10 protein-coding genes and 2 tRNA genes are annotated in these 18,664 nt (G+C 55.0%); 10 read left to right on the top strand and 2 right to left on the bottom strand.

Translation table 11 applies throughout. The features are described from left to right. Positions 1 to 12 precede the first annotated feature (12 nt). The 3 genes from VJ369_RS05470 to VJ369_RS05460 are packed head-to-tail and all read left to right on the top strand — an operon-like array spanning position 13 to position 6,952. Entirely contained in the window at positions 13 to 402 is a 390-nt protein-coding gene (locus VJ369_RS05470; protein WP_324091099.1) for an MGMT family protein, read from the top strand. Then, a complete protein-coding gene (locus VJ369_RS05465) occupies positions 399 to 3,608 on the top strand; it encodes an ATP-dependent DNA helicase (protein WP_324091098.1) in 3,210 nt (1,069 codons plus the stop codon). The genes VJ369_RS05470 and VJ369_RS05465 overlap by 4 nt, the downstream gene beginning before the upstream one ends. Further along, entirely contained in the window at positions 3,605 to 6,952 is a 3,348-nt protein-coding gene (locus VJ369_RS05460) for an ATP-dependent DNA helicase (RefSeq protein WP_324091097.1), read from the top strand. The genes VJ369_RS05465 and VJ369_RS05460 overlap by 4 nt, the downstream gene beginning before the upstream one ends. Here the strand turns inward: VJ369_RS05460 and VJ369_RS05455 are convergent. Continuing rightward, the gene (locus VJ369_RS05455; RefSeq protein ID WP_324091096.1) at positions 6,942 to 8,240 is read right to left on the bottom strand and encodes a phosphotransferase; all 1,299 of its coding nucleotides are present in this window, start codon (positions 8,238 to 8,240) and stop codon (positions 6,942 to 6,944) included. The genes VJ369_RS05460 and VJ369_RS05455 overlap by 11 nt on opposite strands. A gap of 116 nt (positions 8,241 to 8,356) precedes the next feature. On the opposite strand from VJ369_RS05455, the gene nudC reads away from it, so the two are divergent. The 3 genes from nudC to VJ369_RS05440 all read left to right on the top strand — a co-directional run bounded on the left by nudC (position 8,357) and on the right by VJ369_RS05440 (position 12,129). After that, complete coding sequence (gene nudC / locus VJ369_RS05450) at positions 8,357 to 9,286, top strand: NAD(+) diphosphatase (protein ID WP_324091095.1); 930 nt, start codon at positions 8,357 to 8,359, stop codon at positions 9,284 to 9,286. Next, a complete protein-coding gene (locus tag VJ369_RS05445) occupies positions 9,283 to 11,406 on the top strand; it encodes an ATP-dependent DNA helicase UvrD2 (protein ID WP_324091094.1) in 2,124 nt (707 codons plus the stop codon). The genes nudC and VJ369_RS05445 overlap by 4 nt, the downstream gene beginning before the upstream one ends. A 111-nt stretch (positions 11,407 to 11,517) precedes the next feature. Then, positions 11,518 to 12,129 (top strand): M48 family metallopeptidase, encoded by a 612-nt coding sequence (locus VJ369_RS05440; protein WP_105675143.1) that lies wholly within the window; start codon positions 11,518 to 11,520, stop codon positions 12,127 to 12,129. 82 nt (positions 12,130 to 12,211) lie between these two features. Here the strand turns inward: VJ369_RS05440 and VJ369_RS05435 are convergent, their stop codons facing one another. Then, complete coding sequence (locus VJ369_RS05435; protein WP_324091093.1) at positions 12,212 to 13,630, bottom strand: zinc-dependent metalloprotease; 1,419 nt, start codon at positions 13,628 to 13,630, stop codon at positions 12,212 to 12,214. A 176-nt stretch (positions 13,631 to 13,806) separates the two neighbouring features. Between VJ369_RS05435 and VJ369_RS05430 the strand changes: the two genes are divergently transcribed. The 4 genes from VJ369_RS05430 to VJ369_RS05415 all read left to right on the top strand — a co-directional run bounded on the left by VJ369_RS05430 (position 13,807) and on the right by VJ369_RS05415 (position 18,519). Further along, positions 13,807 to 14,922, top strand: a complete 1,116-nt coding sequence (locus tag VJ369_RS05430; protein WP_324091092.1) for a YlbL family protein — start codon at positions 13,807 to 13,809, stop codon at positions 14,920 to 14,922. Between the two features lie 115 nt (positions 14,923 to 15,037). Then, complete coding sequence (locus tag VJ369_RS05425; protein WP_324091091.1) at positions 15,038 to 18,079, top strand: UPF0182 family protein; 3,042 nt, start codon at positions 15,038 to 15,040, stop codon at positions 18,077 to 18,079. 59 nt (positions 18,080 to 18,138) lie between these two features. After that, positions 18,139 to 18,212, top strand: a tRNA-Met gene (locus VJ369_RS05420). Between the two features lie 233 nt (positions 18,213 to 18,445). Next, positions 18,446 to 18,519: transfer RNA gene (locus VJ369_RS05415), tRNA-Met, on the top strand. Positions 18,520 to 18,664 lie beyond the last annotated feature (145 nt).

Here is an 18,664-nt window from a genome sequence, read left to right as displayed (position 1 = left end):
CACAATGGTGACATGAGCACCGTACCCACACCCGCAAGTCTCGAATATGCCGAAGCCGTTCACCGGCTCGCGGCATTAATTCCGCCAGGCGCGGTCCTTAGCTATGGTGACGTTGCAGAGCTGCTGGGTAGCGGTGGCCCAAGGCAAGCGGGAAAAGCTATGGCGTCTTCCCCGTCGGCTACACCTTGGTGGCGAATAATCCGCGCCGATGGCACGCTGCCACCGGTCCTGGCTGAGCAAGGCAATACCGCGTGGATAACCGAATGTACCCCGCGCAAGGGCCAACGCGTCGACATGAGCCGGGCGCGGTGGCAACCAGATGATGCACAGTGGCAGCAAATTCAATCTTTGAAAGCGGCGTTGCAAGCAAGCTACTTGTCGCCAGCGGATGATCAACTATGAACATGGAAGAATCAATCGACTCGGCACCGTTAGATACCGCTTTATTGCTTGAGCAATTGTCAGTGGTAGAAAAACCGACGCTAGTCATTGGAGCTCCTGGCACTGGAAAAACTACAGCCCTGATTGACCTGGCTGTAGCGCACCTTGCCGCTGGCCTGGATCCGCTACAACTGTTGATCATTGCTCCAACTCGTCTTACGGCCGCCGGAATACGCGATGAACTTAGCCGCCGGGCAGACCAAACCTTTACCGAACCGGTAGTTCGAACCTGGTCAGCGTACGCATTCGACCTGATTCGCCGGGCACGGTTAGAAGGTTTGTTGCCTGCTCTAGAACGCGCACCACGACTTTTGTCGGGACCCGAACAAGACACACTTATCGGCAACCTGCTTGAAGGGCACCGGCAAGGTCTGACTGTTGGTCCGGGCTGGCCATCAGATCTGGATCTGGCCGTAGAGACTCGAGGGTTTAGAAAAGAACTTCGTGAATTTTTTGACCGGGTCTCGGAACTTGGACTTGAACCGGTGGATATCGCCGAATTAGGTGAACAAACTAAACGCAGCGAATGGGTTGCCGCGGCTCGTTTTTATCAGGAATACCGTGACCTGCTTGATTTGGGCAGTGCCGAAGCTTTTGATCCTGCGGGGCTGATGACCCGCGCCGCACAGATTCTTGAGGAAAATCCAGAATTTCTGAACGACGAGCACGAAAAACTGCAACTAATTTTAGTGGATGACCTTCAAGAAGCGACGTTGTCCCAGCACCGGCTCTTGCGTGTGATTGGACGAGAGCGCTCCATAGTTGCTTTTGCTGCTCCAGACAATGTTGTCCAAGGCTTCCGTGGTGCCCGGGCAGATGAACTGAGCCGGTTCGCACAGTCTTATAGTGCAAATGACGATATTCAGTTTTTCGAATTAACTAACAGCTTCCGCATGGCGCCTGCCATCATGGACGTATGGCAGCGCGTGGTGCGCCGCATCCCTTTGGCCGCGGGCCAACGTGGCCGAGCCTTACACACACGTCCCGATATTGAAGATGGCGAAGTTCTGGCGTTGTGTTTCGAAAACTCCACTCTGGAAGAGCGCTATATTGCCCAGCGCATCGTGCAGATGGACCTCTATGAGGGATTCCCGCTCTCGGATATTGCCATTGTGGTCCGCAACGGTTCACAGGTGCGTTCACTCAGTCGTTTCCTCGAAGGCCAGGGGATTGCGGTACAGGTTCCGCCTGCCGAAATCCCGTTGAAGGACGAGGGAGCTGTGCGGCCGTTATTGGATCTGGTCCAGCTTGCCTTAGCAGACGGTGTCAGTGATGACCCGTTACTCATGCAGAACTTATTGCTTTCGCGGTATGGCATGAGTACCGCTTTGGAGATTCGCCGGCTGCGTCAGATGCTGCGTCTACGCGAAAGCTCTCAAGGTGGGCGACGCTCCAGCCAAGAACTTCTCGAAGCCACCCTTCACGAACCAGAGCTGACCGAGTCATTAGGCCCTGTGGCATTCGGACTGAACCGCTTGCTGACCATGTTTGCTGCCTTACGCGCGGACTTAGCCACCGGACAAGCGACACCAGAAACGGCCCTTTGGGCTCTGTGGGATGCCTCGGGGCGCGCCAACGCTTGGCGTAAAGAGGCCTTGGCAACGGGGAATACCGCGCGCAGGGCCGATCATGATCTGGACGCGGTGCTCTCGCTGTTCCAAGCAGCAGAGCGGTTCGTGGACCAGCTACCAGGTGCCAGCGTGGAGCTCTTCCTAGACCATATTTTGCATCAAGACCTGCCTATGGACTCGCTGGCCTCTAGAGCTACCGGTACCCAAACGGTGACGGTACTAACCACCGCTGCCGCGGCAGGAAAACAATGGCCGGTGGTGTTCATTCCAGGCTTGCAAGAAGGCAGCTGGCCAAATCTACGCCTCCGTGGAGAATTGCTAGGTTCAAATGCCTTGGCTGACGCAGTTGAGCATGGGATCTCCTTCCTCAGCACTCGAACCCCGACACAATTGATGCGTGGAATTCGCAGTGATGAAACGCGAAGTTTCAGTAATGCTGTTTCACGCGCGTCAAAAATGCTGATCTGTTCCGCGGTAGACAACGAAGACTCCCAACCATCCTCGTTCCTGGACCTTGTAGATCCATACGAGACGGCTGCCCGAGAACTCACCGAGGTCCCTCGTATCAGGGCACTACCAACCTTGGTGGCAGAACTGCGTTCAATGGCTGAACGAGCTAAGGCTGCGCAGCTCGGAGCCATTCCAGAACCGGTGGACGTCTCTGCCCAAGAGATCTATCACGATGCCACCTCGGTTCTTAACCGTTTAGCACGAAATGACTATCCGGTGCGAGGTGCCCATCCGCAGAGCTGGTGGGGGCTGAAACCATTGAGTACAAATGCTCCTGTGGTTCCTGAAGACCAGCCGCTTCGCGTTTCGCCGTCCAAGGTGGAAACGCTTGTGAAATCGCCGCTGAACTGGTTTGTGCAAAGCGCCGGCGGGCAGGCAGCCCATGACTTTGCCGCCTCCTTAGGTACCCTGATCCATTCAATCGCCGAGGAGCACCCCGAAGCCAGTGGCACTGAATACGCACAGATCTTGGAACAGCGCTGGCCGGAGCTGGAAAAGCTTCCCAATTGGGAAGGCCAACGCGATTTTGACCGAGCCGAGGAAATGCTCAAAAAACTCGCGCAGTATTCCATCACCATGCGAACTTCTGGACGGACGTTGGCTGCCATCGAACTACCGTTCCAAGTCGATGTCCCGCACGAGGGAAAAAACATTCAACTACGCGGCGTCATTGACCGAATTGAAGCGGACGAAAATGGCAGGGTTACCGTGGTGGATCTGAAAACCGGTGGCACCGCGCCCTCAGCGAAGCTCACCGAAACTAATCCGCAGCTTGCGGTCTATCAAACGGCAATCCAACTCGGCGCACTGCAGGACCAAGAAGAAACCGCGCAGTTGTCCTCCGAACCGGCAGGTGCCTCTCTGGTATACGTGGGCACCTCAACAAAGTCGGCTTCGCTGAGGGACCAGCCAGCGCTAGGGGAGGACACCTGGGCCCGTGAGCTGATTCTGCAGGCCGCACAACTGATGGGCGAGAGTGAATTCATTACCCGCCATACGGTTGGTTCAGAGGGGCTCCGGGGCTCTTGCACACTGCCCGAAATCTGCCCATTGTGCGAAGAAGGACGACAGGTCACCGAACGATGAGCAATATTAGATTCTCCCCACTAGAACTCTCCGAAGCTTTGGGGGAGCAGTTTCCACCCACCGCGCAACAAGCGGAGATTATTTCCGCGCCATTAGAACCAATGCTGGTGATCGCCGGAGCTGGGTCGGGCAAAACAAAAACTATGGCCGATAAAGTGGTCTGGCTGGTTGCCAATGGGCTGGTTCGCCCGGAAGAAATTCTTGGTGTGACCTTTACTCGTAAAGCTGCCGGAGAGCTTTCGGTGCGTATTCGTGCGAAGATTGCGCAGCTTGTCGCTACGGGGTTGTTGAGTGAGGAAGACACCCGTGACTTCCTTGACCCAGCTGTCTCTACTTATCACTCCTACGCCAATACCCTAGTCCAGGACTATGGGCTACTGCTGGGCATTGAAGAAGACACGGTGCTACTGGGAGCCGCCCAATCCTGGCAAATTGCTCATCAGGTCTTGGAAAGCTACACCGGAAGTTACGAACACCTAGGTTCGGCGACCAGTACCTTGATCGATGCGATCGTCTCTTTTAGTTCTGAGTCCTCAGAGCATCTGGTCTCACCACCGCAGGCCCAACAGTGGCTCGATAACCTCATCAAAGAACTCAACGTTCTCCCAATGCAGGCCGATAAGGAAAAGAACCGAATTGCCCCGGCTCAAAAGTTACTAGACAAGCTTGCCTCTCGGGCAACGATTGCTGAATTAGCCCAAGAATATGCGCTGTCGAAGCAAAAGCTGGGCGTCATGGATTACGGTGATCTGGTTTCTCACGCGGCACATATTGCCCAGCAGGTTCCCGCAGCGGCGCTCGCCGAAAGAGCCAGCCATAAGGTGGTTTTGCTCGACGAATTCCAAGATACCTCGCATGCCCAAATGGTGTTGTTCTCTGAACTGTATGGCCACGGTCATCCAGTCACCGCAGTCGGTGACCCGAATCAGTCCATCTATGGTTTCCGCGGAGCCAGTGCGGGGCAGCTCTTCAGATTTCCCGAAGAGTTTCCTATTGTGCGTGAGTCTGACAGGGAAGTTGCCCACGTTAAACACCTCACGGTCGCCTGGCGTAATACCGTCAACGTTTTGGAAGCGGCAAACCAGATCACCGCAGGTGGACAGGAACAAGTTAGTGGACCGGTGTCGGTTAAACCTCTGGAACCGTCTGCTTTTGCGCAGCAAGGAAGGGTAGTGCTCAACCGTTGCGCCACTGTGCGCGACGAAGCTGAGAAAATTGCAGATCTTATCGTGGCGCAGAACAAGCCAGACACCGGTACTGTGCTCAAGACCAGCGCCGTTCTCAGCCGTAACCGAGCGAATCTATCGGTGATGGGGGAGGTGCTTGGTGAACGAGGAATCCCATATCAGCTTGTAGGGCTATCCGGGTTACTGAGCACCCCGGAACTAACCGACTTGGTGTCTTGCTTGCAGGTGCTGGTTGATCCGTTACGTTCGGATAAATTGATGAGGCTACTGGCTGGAGCGCGCTGGCGGCTTGGCGCCGCAGATCTAGCAGCATTTGCCGACTGGTCACGTTCGCTGGCCCGTCGCCGGCAAAAGGGACTAAACCCAGAACTGGATCCCGCCGAGGCACTGACCGAACAGCAAAGCGAGCAGGAAGTGGCCCGCGCCGAATTAAACGATGCGGCCAGCCTTGTTGAAGCGCTCGATTACCTGCCACCGGCGAAGTGGACCAGCTCTGATGGACGCAGTATCTCTGATATCGGGTTTGAACGTCTTGAAGCCTTGCGTACCGAACTACGTCAGCTGCGTCTGATCGCCAATGATGACTTAGAAGCGTTAATCCGCGAGGTCGAAAGAGCGATGAATTTGGATATTGAGGTGGCATCACGACCATGGATTGCCACGGATAAATATCGCGTTAACCTCGATGCTTTTGCCGATGTGGTGCGCGAATATTGCCGCAATGCCCCACGAGTTGAGCTGGCCGGATTCTTAATGTGGCTTGAACAAGCCGCAGAGAAAGAGAAGGGCTTGCCGCTGCCTTCGGAAGACGCAGACCCGCAGGCAGTGCAACTTCTCACGATTCACGCCTCCAAGGGACTGGAATGGGACACCGTTGCGGTGATGTCATTAAACGAGGGAGTGTTCCCGGGCGCCAAATCAGATCGTTGGACCAGCGGTGATAAAGCACTGCCGTGGCCTTTACGCGGGGACAGCGGCGATCTGCCCCAGTGGGATACCGACCAGCCGGCGCTCAAGGAATTGATTGAAGCCGAATCTATTTTCAAAGACCGCGTGGATGATCACCATATTGCCGAGGAACGCAGGCTGGCTTATGTGGCAGTGACCAGAGCGAAATCGTTACTCATCTGTTCTAGCAGCATCTGGTCTGGCTCGCGGACCAAACCCTGTGAGCCTTCGGTATTTATGAATGCACTGCTTCCGTTGGTGAATTTGGAAAATCCACATGCCGAGATTGGGCAGTGGGTGGAAGATGAGCAAGCCCCGGAAGAGAACCCGGTACGTTCCCAGCCGTTGGAAGCACTCTGGCCCTATGACCCGTTGGAGGGCCCAGTGATCAGCGGTGCCGTGCAGAAAACACCGCATCCATACTCGCGCAGAGAAGTCCTACAGCTTGTGGCCGAAGACGTCACTTCGGACAAAGACAACGATCAAATGCTCACCAGTTTTGGTGAACATTGGAATGATGAAGCGAACCGGCTGTTGGCACAACGCGAGTTCCTCAACAATCGTGAACGTGTCATTGAAGCGCCCGAGCATGTGCGAGCCTCGCTCTTTGTGGAGCTTGCCGAGGATCCGGTTGAAGTATTGGAGAACCTTCGCCGCCCCATCCCTCGCCGTCCCGGTTTAGCCGCGCGGCGAGGTACCGCGTTCCATGCGTGGATTGAAGAGTTTTACGAACAAACCCAGATGCTGGACTTGGGGGAGATCGTGGAACCAGCGGATCGCTATATTGACGAGGTGCTGGATCTTGAATCAATGAAGGAAGCGTTCCTCGCTAGCGAATGGGCTGATCGACAGCCGGCATATGTGGAGGTGCCACTTGAAACACGTGTCGGGCCCGTTGCGGTACGTGGCCGTATCGACGCGGTATTTCAACTCGAAGATGGCACCTGGTTGATGCTCGACTGGAAAACCGGCCGGGTGCCAAGCGGTAAAGACTTGAAGAGCAAGTTGGTTCAGTTAGCGGTGTACCGCTTGGGCTGGTCACGACTTCATGGGATTCCGCTGGAACAGATCCAAGCGGCGTTTTACTATGTCAGCGCCGGCATCACAATTCACGCAGAATCTTTGGCTTCCGAAGAGGACCTTGAACTAATGATTGCCAACGCTTTCGTCACCCTGACAGAGCAGGAAACTAAGGGATCTACGAGCTAGTTTCTTCCTTTGACTCGGTGTCCTTCGCAGGCACCGGGTCCTCGGATTTAACTGCTGCTACAGGTTCGGGCGTTGCATCAGTGGACTCGCCGCTGGTTTGCGGCGCCGGTTCCTGGCTTACTGGCTTTTGCGGTGCAGGATCCGCCGAAGCCATGGCAGGCTGTGGTGATGGATGAGGCTCCAGATCCTCATCCACCGTAAGCTGGGTGACCTTCGACGTGTTGATTGCGGGAGCACTGGCCTTCTTTGGCTCGCTTGGTACTTCCGGCGCAAGCGCCGGGGCGGCCAGCGGGCGGGGAGCTTCGACCACCGACAGCGGCTGTCCTCCATACTCGGCGATATTGGTATCTAGTTCCTGCAGCATCTCTTCGGCATCGGCAATACGCTCTGCGTCTTTGCTGTCCAAGGATTTCACCAGCCACTGTGCCAGCGCGAACTCTGCTGCCAATGCGGCACGGCGCATAATATGCGGGTCAGCGGATTTACCGCGCGCCTCAACATAGGCGGCAAATACGCGCTCGCTAAAGCCATGATCATCGATGGCTGAAAGCCAGGCAAAGTCATCGGCAGGATCTCCCACGTGCAGGTCGGTCCAGCCCTTGACCGCGGTGATGCTCGCGTGCGAAACCTGAAGTTGCTCTTCGTCAAAGTCACCATGAACTACGGTGGCGTTAAAACGCCAAAGAGAGACGTCCTCCATGGCATGTTCCCAGCGACGAAGTAGACCGCTAGGTACGCGACCGGTTGCGGCCGCGGTATCCAGCTCGTTGAGCTTTCGCTGGCGCACCTCATCGGCGGTGTAGGTGGGCAAGCCAGCAACTTCAACGGATTCGTCGGGAATCTGATGGATCGCTGCCATGCACTGGCCTAGAGCCACCGCAAGCTTGCTGCCTTCCTCAACCAACTCTTCGAGGGTAGGAACCCTTCCGGGTAAATCTTTGTAAACGAAGGTACGCAATGGTCCTTGGCGTACGGTGCCGGCCACCGAAGGAAGCGAGAACGGCAAAGCCGCGCGGACCTTTGCCGAGAATGCGCGTAAGGCGGAGAGTTCAGCTTCCAAGCGCATACTTGCTTCATCATGACGCGGTGAGCGTACACGCCAGCGGTGTTTCTGAGCGTCCACGATGAGTGCTGAGTCGAAGTCTTCTGCATCATCGGACAACGCGGCGAACCCGACCGGGGTTAATCCCGGTACGGCGGCGGTGGCAATTGCGGCGAGTTCCATGGCAGAGCGTTTCACACCCTCCACCGTATGCGAGATTGGCAGTATCTTTCGTGAATGACGCACGGAAGATTGCTTGTTTCGGCGCTCAATCGGGCAGATGCGATTGAGATCATTGTCAATTGTTTCCACAGGGGCTCCAAACCAAGCTGTTGCTCAGCGAATTGCACTAGGTTAGGAGTATGTCGTTGGCAGAAAAATATCGTTTACCACTTACCTCTCTGAGCTTTGCGCGATCGGTGTATGAGCGTCCGGTTACCGAACACGATCAACCGGACCTCTTACCGCAAGTTATGGCCGACCCACTGAGCCGGGTCATGCTGATATCTTCGCGCGGAGCCGCTCTTCGAGGTGAATCGTTGATGTTTACGCCCGGTCCGGAATATCAAATTTCCGGCACCGAGCAGTTCGTTTATCTGGGACGCGACCAACAACATCCGTATGTATTGGCCATTGTTGATGAATCGGTGCTGGAGGATATTGCCGATGCTTCATGGACTACTCTTCGCGAGGCTTTTAGTTCCCTGAGCGAAGCTCAAGCCGAATTATTTGTTGAAGCTCAAGCGATCACAAATTGGCGGCGCAATGAAGTGTTCTGCCCACGCTGTGGTTCCGAACTTCGCGCGTCAACCTCAGGTTGGGTGCAACGCTGCGTCACCAATAATCATGAGCTCTTCCCGCGGACCGACCCTGCCATTATCGCCGCAATCATCGATTCCCAAGACCGGCTGCTACTCGGTGCCAACAGCACTTTTAAATCCAAAATGTATTCGGTCCTTGCCGGTTTTGTTGAGGCAGGGGAGTCATTGGAATCGGCAGTACGCCGGGAAATCTTTGAAGAGTCCGGGGTGCACGTCGGTGACGTGGCCTATCTTGGTTCCCAGCCTTGGCCCTTGCCACGCTCGCTGATGCTTGGCTTTACCGGTGAAGCGCTGAGTACGAATCTCGTTCCTGACGGTGCCGAAATCCTCGACCTGCGTTGGTTTACAAGAGAAGAGCTCGGTACCGAACTACGCGCCGGAAGCCTTCAAATTCCCCGCGGAGTGTCTATTTCGCATGCATTAATCCGTAATTGGTACGGAGAACCCCTTCCGGAGGCCCCAAACAAGTGAGCGAGCAAGAAAACTTTCAGGCCCCAGATCTTCTTTCTGGTCTTGATGTGGAACAACGTCTCGCAGCAGAAACTCTTCGTGGCCCGCTATGTATCCTTGCCGGGGCCGGCACGGGTAAGACCCGAGCGATTACGCACAGAATCGCGCACGGAGTGCATACTGGTGTTTACAACCCCACCAGCGTCTTGGCATTGACCTTTACGACGCGAGCCGCTTCAGAAATGCGAACCCGGCTTCGTCTACTGGGCGCCCCCGGAGTTCAAACTCGAACCTTCCACGCGGCCGCACTACGACAGTTGCAATACTTCTGGCCGCAGTCAATTGGTGGAACCTTGCCAAACTTGGTGGAGCATAAAGCACCGCTGATCGCCGAGTCTGCCCGACGGCTAAGGATTTCAAGTGACCGCGCGATGGTGCGTGACCTGGCCTCAGAAATTGAGTGGGCCAAGGTCTCGATGCATTCTCCGGAGAGTTACGCTAAAGTCGCATCCAGCCGGGATCTGCCCAATGGGCTCGAAGCGGTCAGCATGGCCCGGATTTTCCAAACTTATGAGGAGCTCAAAGACGACCGTAGCGTTATCGACTTTGAGGATGTCCTGCTGCTAACCAGTGCAATTCTGGAAGACAACGAAAAAGTCGCGGCAAATGTGCGATCGCAGTATCGGCACTTTGTTGTGGACGAGTATCAGGACGTTTCGCCGCTGCAACAGCGGCTCCTGGACTTGTGGCTCGGTGGGCGTGACGAATTATGTGTGGTCGGTGACGCATCCCAGACTATATATTCTTTTACCGGGGCGAAGCCGGATTATTTGCTGAACTTCGGCGCAAAATACCCGGAGGCGACGGTCGTCAAACTCGTGCGTGACTACCGGTCCACGCCCGAAGTAGTCAACCTGGCCAATAAGGTACTTTCCACTCGTCGGATTGAAACATCAATGCCGGATCCGACGGTGACCTGGCCCGAACCGCTTGAACTTATCGCGCAGCGCGACCATGGGCCAAGCCCAGAATTTTTTGAGGCCGCAGACGACGAACAAGAAGCCGCCGAAGTGGCCCAGCGGATCAAAGCATTGCTCAAAAATGGTCAAGACGTTTCTGAAATCGCGGTTCTCTATCGGACCAACGGACAGTCGCAGGCATTTGAGCAGGCGCTAACTGCGCGTGGAATTTCATATGTGATGCGTGGCGCCGAACGTTTCTTCTCAAGACGAGAAGTCAAAGAAGGCATGCTCGCGCTACGTGCCGCGCTGAATGTCGCCGGGGACCAGTCTGTTTCACAGTTGGTGCGCGATGTTCTCGCATCCCACGGTTATGCGCCAGAGGCGCCAACGGGCAGCACTGGTGCCGTGCGTCAACGCTGGGAATCACTTTCAGCATTGGTGCGCCTGGCTGATGACCTAGTCGCCAGCAGGGGAGCGCAAGGCGATCAAGTTACCTTGCGCGATGTCGTGAAGGAACTCGAAGATCGCGCTGCCACGCAGCACGCGCCCACCTTAGATGGTGTTATCTTAGCGTCATTCCACGCAGCTAAGGGGCTGGAATGGGACGTAGTGTTCTTGGCTGGACTCAGCGATGGACTCGTTCCAATTACTTATGCCAAAGACCAAGCGGGGTATGACGAAGAGCGACGGCTTCTTTATGTCGGAATCACCAGGGCAAGAATCCACCTCTACCTTTCATGGTCTTTGGCTCGCACTCCCGGCGGCAGGGCACACCGTTACCCGTCCAGATTCTTAGATGGAATCAAATCAGTACGCCAAGCAAGCAGTCGACAGCAAGCTCCGGTACGTCGTAAGCCACAGAAACTGACTCCTCTGGTTTGCGCCGGTTGTGGTTCCTTCTTGACCACGGCTAAAGAGCGAAAACTCAAGCGCTGTTCATCCTGCCCGGCCGCCTACGACGAAGCGCTTTTCGAATCGCTGCGCAGTTGGCGCGCTGCAGTGGCACAGAGCAATTCAGTACCTGCATTCGTCATATTCACCGATGCAACGCTGATGGCTATAGCCGAACATCGGCCCTCTACGCTTCCGCAGTTGGCTAAGATCTCAGGCGTGGGGCGCAGCAAGCTCGAACGCTACGGAGAAGCCATGCTGGCTGTCTTGGCCGAGTACGCGGGCTAGTTATCTACATTTGGCGAGGCATGGACGCTGTGCAGTTAGCAAGCTATCTAAGCTAATTGGATCACCGAGTAACCACCGTGCACGTGCGAAGGATAGAAGTGGAGGCACCCGATGCCGAATTTCCCACAGACCGTAGAATTTATTGCGGCTGATGACATTCCGGTCCGTATCGTACGGTCAAATAAGCGCAAGAAAACCATCTCCTCACAATGGCGGGATAATCGGCTCGTAGTGCAGGTGCCAGCGGCACTAAACGAGAGTACCGAGCGAGTGTTCGTCGATGAGATGCTCAAAAAGTATCGGCAACGTAAAAACCGTGAGTCAGCGTTATCAACCGAAGACTCCTTGATGGATCGAGCCAAAGCGCTCGATGCAAAATACCTGGGCGGAATCGCTAATCCTTTATCGGTACGGTGGGTCAATAACCAGAACAAACGTTGGGGTTCGGCTACGCCATACCAACGCAGTATACGGTTATCGGCGAAGCTGAAATATGTACCGATCTGGGTTCAAGATTATGTGTTGGTCCATGAACTTGTGCATCTGGCAACGCCCGGTCAGGGACATGGAAACGAATTTCAGCAACTGTTGGATCGCTTTGAAAGGCGTGTGGAAGCCGACCAATTCTTAGCCGGATTTAGCGCCGGATTCAACGCATATGCTAAAGAAAATGGTCAGACCGAGCTTGAAGCCGGTGGCTTCGACGACTTGGAGGACAATTGACCTGCGCGTAGAGCAGCTTTAAAGCACAACAGGAGCTAAACAGCTAAGGCTGCCCAGCTCCTGTTGCGTGAAGGACTAGATTTTAGTTCTTCGGGTCTTCGTTCTCTTCATCCGGTTTGTCATCTTCCGGCGCGACGTCGTCAAAACCGCCGTCCAGAAGCTTGCCTAACGCGGCATCAAACTCGTCGTACTCTGAGGCAGCGGATTCTCGACGTTTGGTGAATCCAGCTGGATCGCTAAGATCCTCAGCTGTAGGCATGAGGTCTGGGTGGTCCCAGATCGCGTCTCGGCCTTCGGTGCCACGTTCTTCATGAAGATGTTCCCACAACGCTGCAGCTTCCCGAAGCTTACGTGGGCGCAGTTCCAACCCGACCAATGAGGCAAAAGCCGACTCGGCTGGGCCGCCCGAAGCACGGCGACGACGCATGGTCTCGCGGAGGTGCGCAGCGAACGGCAAGTTCGCTGCTGCCAGGGAAACCACGTGGTCAACCCAACCTTCGATGAGAGCAAGAGTCAGTTCAAGATTTTCTAGAGCCTTTTCCTGCTCGCCGGTGCGCTGTGGGGTGAAGAGCCCCTCACCGAGGAGTTCCTGCAAGTTCTCCGGATTGGACGGATCGATTCCCCGTACGGCTTCTTCAACCCGGGACATATCGATATGAATGCCACGGGAGTAGGACTCGACTGCGCCAATCAGCTTTGAGGAGAGCCAGGGAACCCGGTTGAACAGGCGTGTGTGCGCATTTTCGCGAAGAATGACGTAGAGCAGAACTTCCTGTTCGGGGATTTCCAAACCTTCACCAAAGTTTGCGACGTTGGCGGACACCAAACCTGGCGTCGTGCCAGCCAGCGGAAGTCCAATGTCGGTACCACCGAGAACATCTTTGGCCAGTCCGCCTAGCGCGGTTCCTAGCTGCATGCCGAACATGCTCGATCCCAGATTATGGAACATGGCATCGGAGTTGCCGAGCATGCCCTTCATCTCTTCAGGAATCTGGTCCTTCATAGCGCTGGTGATCGCTCGGGTCACCGACTCGGCCACCGGCTCGGTCACTTTTTTCCAGACACCTAAAGTTTTGTCGTACCAGCGTTTGCGGGTCCATACTTCGGTGGCTTCGCCATTGGATTCAAAAACAGTCGCGTTGTTCAGCCACAGATCTGCCAGATAGGAAGCATCAACGATTGCACCTTGCCGAGACTCGGAAGGTTTCGGATCTTCGCCGGCATAAGCCTGCAGCGCAGTGTCAGACGCAAGCTTCCAATTGACTGGGCCGTCGGAGGAATTATTTTGCATCATTGCGGACATCATCGCTTGCGCTTGCTGCATCATTTGCTGCATAGCGGCAGGATCTTGGGAGCCCATGGCTTCCCGTAGCTGAGGCGGAAGGTCATTTGGATCGAAACCGTTACCGAAGAGCTGAGAGAACATTGCGGACATCGGATCCTGCGGATTGTTTTCTTCGTCGTCACCGTCAGGTCGGTTATTCGGAGGGTTCTGTGCCATGTACTTAAAGTACCCTCTGAGGCTGAGAGTTCACATCAATGAACACCAGAGTTCGCTTTCGGCACATCGAATACTCCTTATAGCTGATGAAGATCGGGGCGGGCCTTCAGTAGGCTAGGAGGGTAGCGTTTGTGAAAACGCTCCGGAAATAATTTTAAGCGGTAGGAGCAAGGCCAGTGCACGAGCAGGAACCATCATCCACAAAGGATGCCGCCCCGACTCTCGGTGCGTCAGTTCCTAGTTCCAAACCCGTGAAAACCACGATTGCCGGAACCCTAGCTCTCCTGCTAGTCGGTTTGATTCTCTTTTTGCCCACTAACTTTGTGGTGCGCACGCCTGGTCCGGTATTGAACACACTGGGCGAGTACAACGACAAAGAACTCATCACTATCCGTGGAGAAAAGAGTTATCAGTCCGACAGCATCTTGGACATGACAACCATTTACGTCCAAGGTGGTGGGCAGAACCGCGTCTCGACGCCTGTCATTCTTGAAGCGCTTATTAATCCCAACAAAGATATTGTTCCGGAAGAGACGATGATTCCACGTGGGGTGACCAGCGAGGAACGCGGCCAGGCCAATGATTCAATGATGGTTTCGTCCCAGGAACTATCGATTGCTGCGGCAATGAACGAGCTCGGCCACGAATATAAAACCTGGCTGGAAGTTGCCGATTTTTCCACGGATACAAACAAGGACTCGTTGAAGCCCGGGGACCGGTTGCTCGCCTTCGAGGGGAAACCAGTCACGAGTCTCGATGAACTCAAAACACAATTAAATGACCGTGGCGATCAAACCAGCACGATGACGGTCCAACGTTCCTCCGGGAAAGACGCAACTGAGAAACTTGATGTGAAGGTTTCCACCGCTCCAGGTGCTGAAGGAACCCGACAGCTTGGAGTTTTTCTGAGTACTTCGTTTGACTTCCCGATTGACGTTAAATTCGGAGTTGAGGAAGTTGGTGGCCCGAGCGCCGGAACGATGTTTGCGCTGGCCATTATCGACCGGCTGACCGAAGGATCCTTGGCAGGCGACCACCACATCGCCGGAACCGGAGAGATTACCGCGGATGGGGAAGTCGGAGCAATCGGCGGAATCGCTCAGAAGATGGTCGCCGCTAAGGCAGATGGCGCCACGGTCTTCCTGGCTCCGGCAGATAACTGTTCCGATGTCGCCGGGCGAGTGCCCAAAGGACTAAACGTCGTCAAGATTGCAACATTGCATGAAGCACGACAGGCACTAGAGCAGATTGCTCAAGGTACGGACCCGGCCACGCTGGAGTCCTGTTCATAGATTCGCGAGGCATCGTTCATACAACTTGGTGTCTGCAGCTTAGTAAGTACAGTGATAGTCATACGAGTTCTGGCGTTAGTAAAGGCGTGCGGGACATCTAGGTAAGGAATAAATAGTGTCATACGGATCGGATAGTCCGTTCGGGGGCCCACCGCGGCCCCAAGGGCCGCGACAACCTTCCAAACCAGCAAATAAGAAAGCGTCTCCTCTGACGCTCACGGTATTTGCTGTGGTCATTTTGGTGGCTGTGTTTGTTTTCCTCTCAAACTTCTATGCAGATATCCTCTGGTTCAACCAGCTCGGGTTCTCGGACGTTTATTGGACCGAACGAATAGCCAAACTCATCATCTTCGTCATCGCGCTAGTCGTGATGGCGGTTCCGATGTGGCTTTCCATGCGAAGTGCTTATAAGCACCGCCCGGTTTACGCGCCGGAAGGCACCCACCAGGACTCTATGTCGCGCTATCAAGCGCAGCTGGAACCAATTCGTCGGTTCCTAATGATCGGTATCCCCGCGGTGGTCGGAATCTTCTCCGCCATCGCGGTAGCCGGACAATGGCAGACGATCTTGTTGTTCATCAACCGGGTGCCTTTCGGTGCCAACGATCCTCAGTTCAATATGGATCTCGGATTCTTCGTTTTCACCTTGCCATTTATTGGGCTAATCGTCGGATTCTTGATTTCCGTGGTTCTGCTTGGCGGTGTGGCAGGACTGCTGACTCATTACCTTTATGGTGGCATTCGCGTCGAAGAACGCGGCGGTATCACGGTGGGCAAGGCCGCTCGCGTGCATACGGCGATAGTTGTCGCAGTCTTCTTGCTATTGCAGGCAGTGAACTTCTGGATTTCACAGTACGAAACTTTGAATAACCAGTCCGGACGAGTTGCCGGTGCGTTGTACAAGGACGTGCATGCGGTTATTCCTGCACGGATGATCCTGGCTATCGTCGCGATTCTGATCGCTATTACCTTTATCATTGCTGCGATCAACGGACGCTGGCGCCTACCACTGATTGGCACCGCGATGCTCGTGGTGACCATGATCGTTGCCGGCGGCGTTTACCCATACTTGGTGCAGCAGTTCCAGGTTGTTCCATCGCAGCGTGCCTTGGAAAGCGAGTATATCGATCGAAATATTGAGATGACTCGTCAAGCGTTCGGACTAAGCGACATTGAGGTCACTCCATATGACGCGAAGGTGAGCACCGAGAAGAACGCGCTGGCCAAGGAAACCGAAACCACCGCAAACATTCGTCTGCTGGATCCCAACTTGGTTTCCGCTGCTTTCGCACAGTTGCAGCAATTCCGTGGTTACTACACGTTCCCAGAAAACCTCAACGTTGACCGTTACGAGATCGATGGCAAAATCGAGGACACGGTGATCGCTGCGCGTGAAGTAAGCGTCAACCCTAACGACACCTGGGTTAACCAACACGTGACCTATACGCACGGTTATGGACTGGTTGCCGCTTACGGTAACCGCGTTGCTGCTGGAGGGCGCCCAGACTTCATGCTCGGCGGCATCCCGTCCACCGGTGATTTGATCACTGAAGCTGATTACGAGCCGCGTATTTACTTTGGCGAAACTTCGCCAGACTATTCGGTGGTTGGCGGTCCAGAAGGTTGGACGGACCAGGAACTAGACCGCCCAAGCGCTGGCGGTGAGGGTGAAGATACCCGTTACACCTTCCAGGGTGATGGTGGTCCAAACGTTGGCAACCTGTTCAACCGCATCGTTTACGCATTGAAGTTTGCCTCGACTGACCTGTTGCTATCGAACGCGGTCAACGACGAATCGCAGATTCTTTATGACCGTAATCCACGCGATCGCGTGAGCAAGGTTGCGCCGTATCTAACACTTGATTCCAATGCCTACCCGGCAATTATTGACGGTCGAGTTAAATGGATCATTGATGGCTACACCACCTCGAACGACTTCCCATATGCACAGCAACAGCAGATTGAATCGGCTGTTTCTGACTCCCTGACCAATGCGTCAGACTTTGATCGTCTGTCAGGCCGTGTGAACTACATGCGTAACTCGGTCAAGGCTACGGTGGATGCATACGACGGCAAGGTTGATCTTTACGCCTGGGATACCGAAGATCCGATCCTGAAGGCATGGCAGAAGGTCTTCCCAACTGCTGTGCAGCCACTGGACAACATTTCTAGTGAACTGATGGAGCACGTCCGTTATCCAGAGGATATGTTCAAGGTTCAGCGCGAGGTTCTCACGACCTATCACGTTGATGATGCCGGTGCATTCTACGAATCGAACGATGCGTGGGCAGTGCCAGATGATCCGACCTCATCGACTAAGGGAGTGAAGCAGCCTCCATACTTCCTTTCGTTGAAGATGCCAACACAGGATGCTGCGTCATTCTCATTGACCTCGACCTTCATCCCGCAGGCAGCTGCTAACGGCCAGCAGCGTAACGTGCTGTTCGGCTTCCTTTCGGCAGACGCAGATGCGGGTAGTAAAGAGGGTGTGAAGAGCGATGAATACGGCAAGCTGCGCTTGCTCGAACTTCCACGCGATACTGCTGTACCTGGTCCAGGCCAAGCCCAGCAGAACTTCGATACCAACCCTAGGGTGACCACGGAGCTGAACCTGTTGCGACAGGGTGCTTCCGAAGTGAAGAACGGTAACTTGCTGTCGCTGCCTGTCGGTGGCGGTATCCTCTACGTCCAGCCTGTGTACGTGCAATCCTCGGGCCAGACAAGTTACCCAACCTTGCGTAAGGTATTGGTCGCCTTCGGTGATCAGGTCGGCTTCGCCGATACGCTGGCCGAAGCTCTTGATGAAGTCTTTGGTGGCGACTCCGGTGCCGTGACCGGTGAAACCGGGGACGGATCCAAGCCTAAGGATCAGCCAGGGGAGAGCAATGCTCCTACCCAGTCTGAGACGCAGAAGCTGACCTCAGCATTGGACGCAGCAAATGAAGCGATCAAGAAATCGGATGAAGCTTTGAAGGCTGGCGACTTTGCTGCCTACGGTAAGGCGCAGACTGAGCTTCAGAATGCCTTGTCTCGTGCACTGGAAGCGGATGCATCGATTAACGGTGAAGCCGCTCCGGAGGGCGAGGTAAAGACGAACTCCGAAGCACCAGCCGCACCGACTGAGTCCGCGCCGCCAGCCGATGGGAACAACGGGTAGTTGTTCTCTAGTCTCCGATTTGCATTCTGCTCCGCGATGATGAAGAATAGTCTAGTCATCGCGGGGTGGAGCAGTTCGGTAGCTCGCCGGGCTCATAACCCGGAGGTCAGAGGTTCAAATCCTCTCCCCGCCACTTATGGGACAAGTCGAGAATAATTCGACGGTGACCAAAACGAAGTCCTCTCAGTCTTTTGACTGGGAGGATTTCTTTTTGCCGTCCGCGGAATCCGTATTTCTGATTCTTCGCGACCGTGCCAGAAATTTCCTTGCAATCGGGTGCAGGGGCAACCGGCACGTTCTGTGACTAAGGACATGCCAGCTCGATTAGCCATGAAGTTTACTAGTTGGTAATGTTGTATTTACCGACGCGGGGTGGAGCAGTTCGGTAGCTCGCCGGGCTCATAACCCGGAGGTCAGAGGTTCAAATCCTCTCCCCGCCACAGATGTGAAGAGTCGCGACATAGTTTACAGATGAGTTGCGACACGCTTTACAAATCTTCATCAGGGACCCCTGGCCAACGGCCAGGGGTTTTCTGTTTATCCGGCCAGTAGTTCCGTTCTTCGTTGATCACATGCCGACTGAGG

Origin of the sequence: Glutamicibacter sp. (assembly GCF_035257265.1) — a bacterium.
Classification (GTDB): domain Bacteria; phylum Actinomycetota; class Actinomycetes; order Actinomycetales; family Micrococcaceae; genus Glutamicibacter.
Note: the sequence above shows the minus strand (reverse complement) of the source record. Positions and strands in the feature narration are given on the sequence as shown.

What these genes read in the sequence shown, in the direction of transcription:
- VJ369_RS05470 (WP_324091099.1), top strand. Translation starts at nt 13, where the DNA reads ATGAGCACCGTACCCACACCCGCAAGTCTCGAATATGCCGAAGCCGTT.
- VJ369_RS05465 (WP_324091098.1), top strand. Translation starts at nt 399, where the DNA reads ATGAACATGGAAGAATCAATCGACTCGGCACCGTTAGATACCGCTTTA.
- VJ369_RS05460 (WP_324091097.1), top strand. Translation starts at nt 3,605, where the DNA reads ATGAGCAATATTAGATTCTCCCCACTAGAACTCTCCGAAGCTTTGGGG.
- nudC (WP_324091095.1), top strand. Translation starts at nt 8,357, where the DNA reads ATGTCGTTGGCAGAAAAATATCGTTTACCACTTACCTCTCTGAGCTTT.
- VJ369_RS05440 (WP_105675143.1), top strand. Translation starts at nt 11,518, where the DNA reads ATGCCGAATTTCCCACAGACCGTAGAATTTATTGCGGCTGATGACATT.
- VJ369_RS05435 (WP_324091093.1), bottom strand. Translation starts at nt 13,630, where the DNA reads ATGGCACAGAACCCTCCGAATAACCGACCTGACGGTGACGACGAAGAA.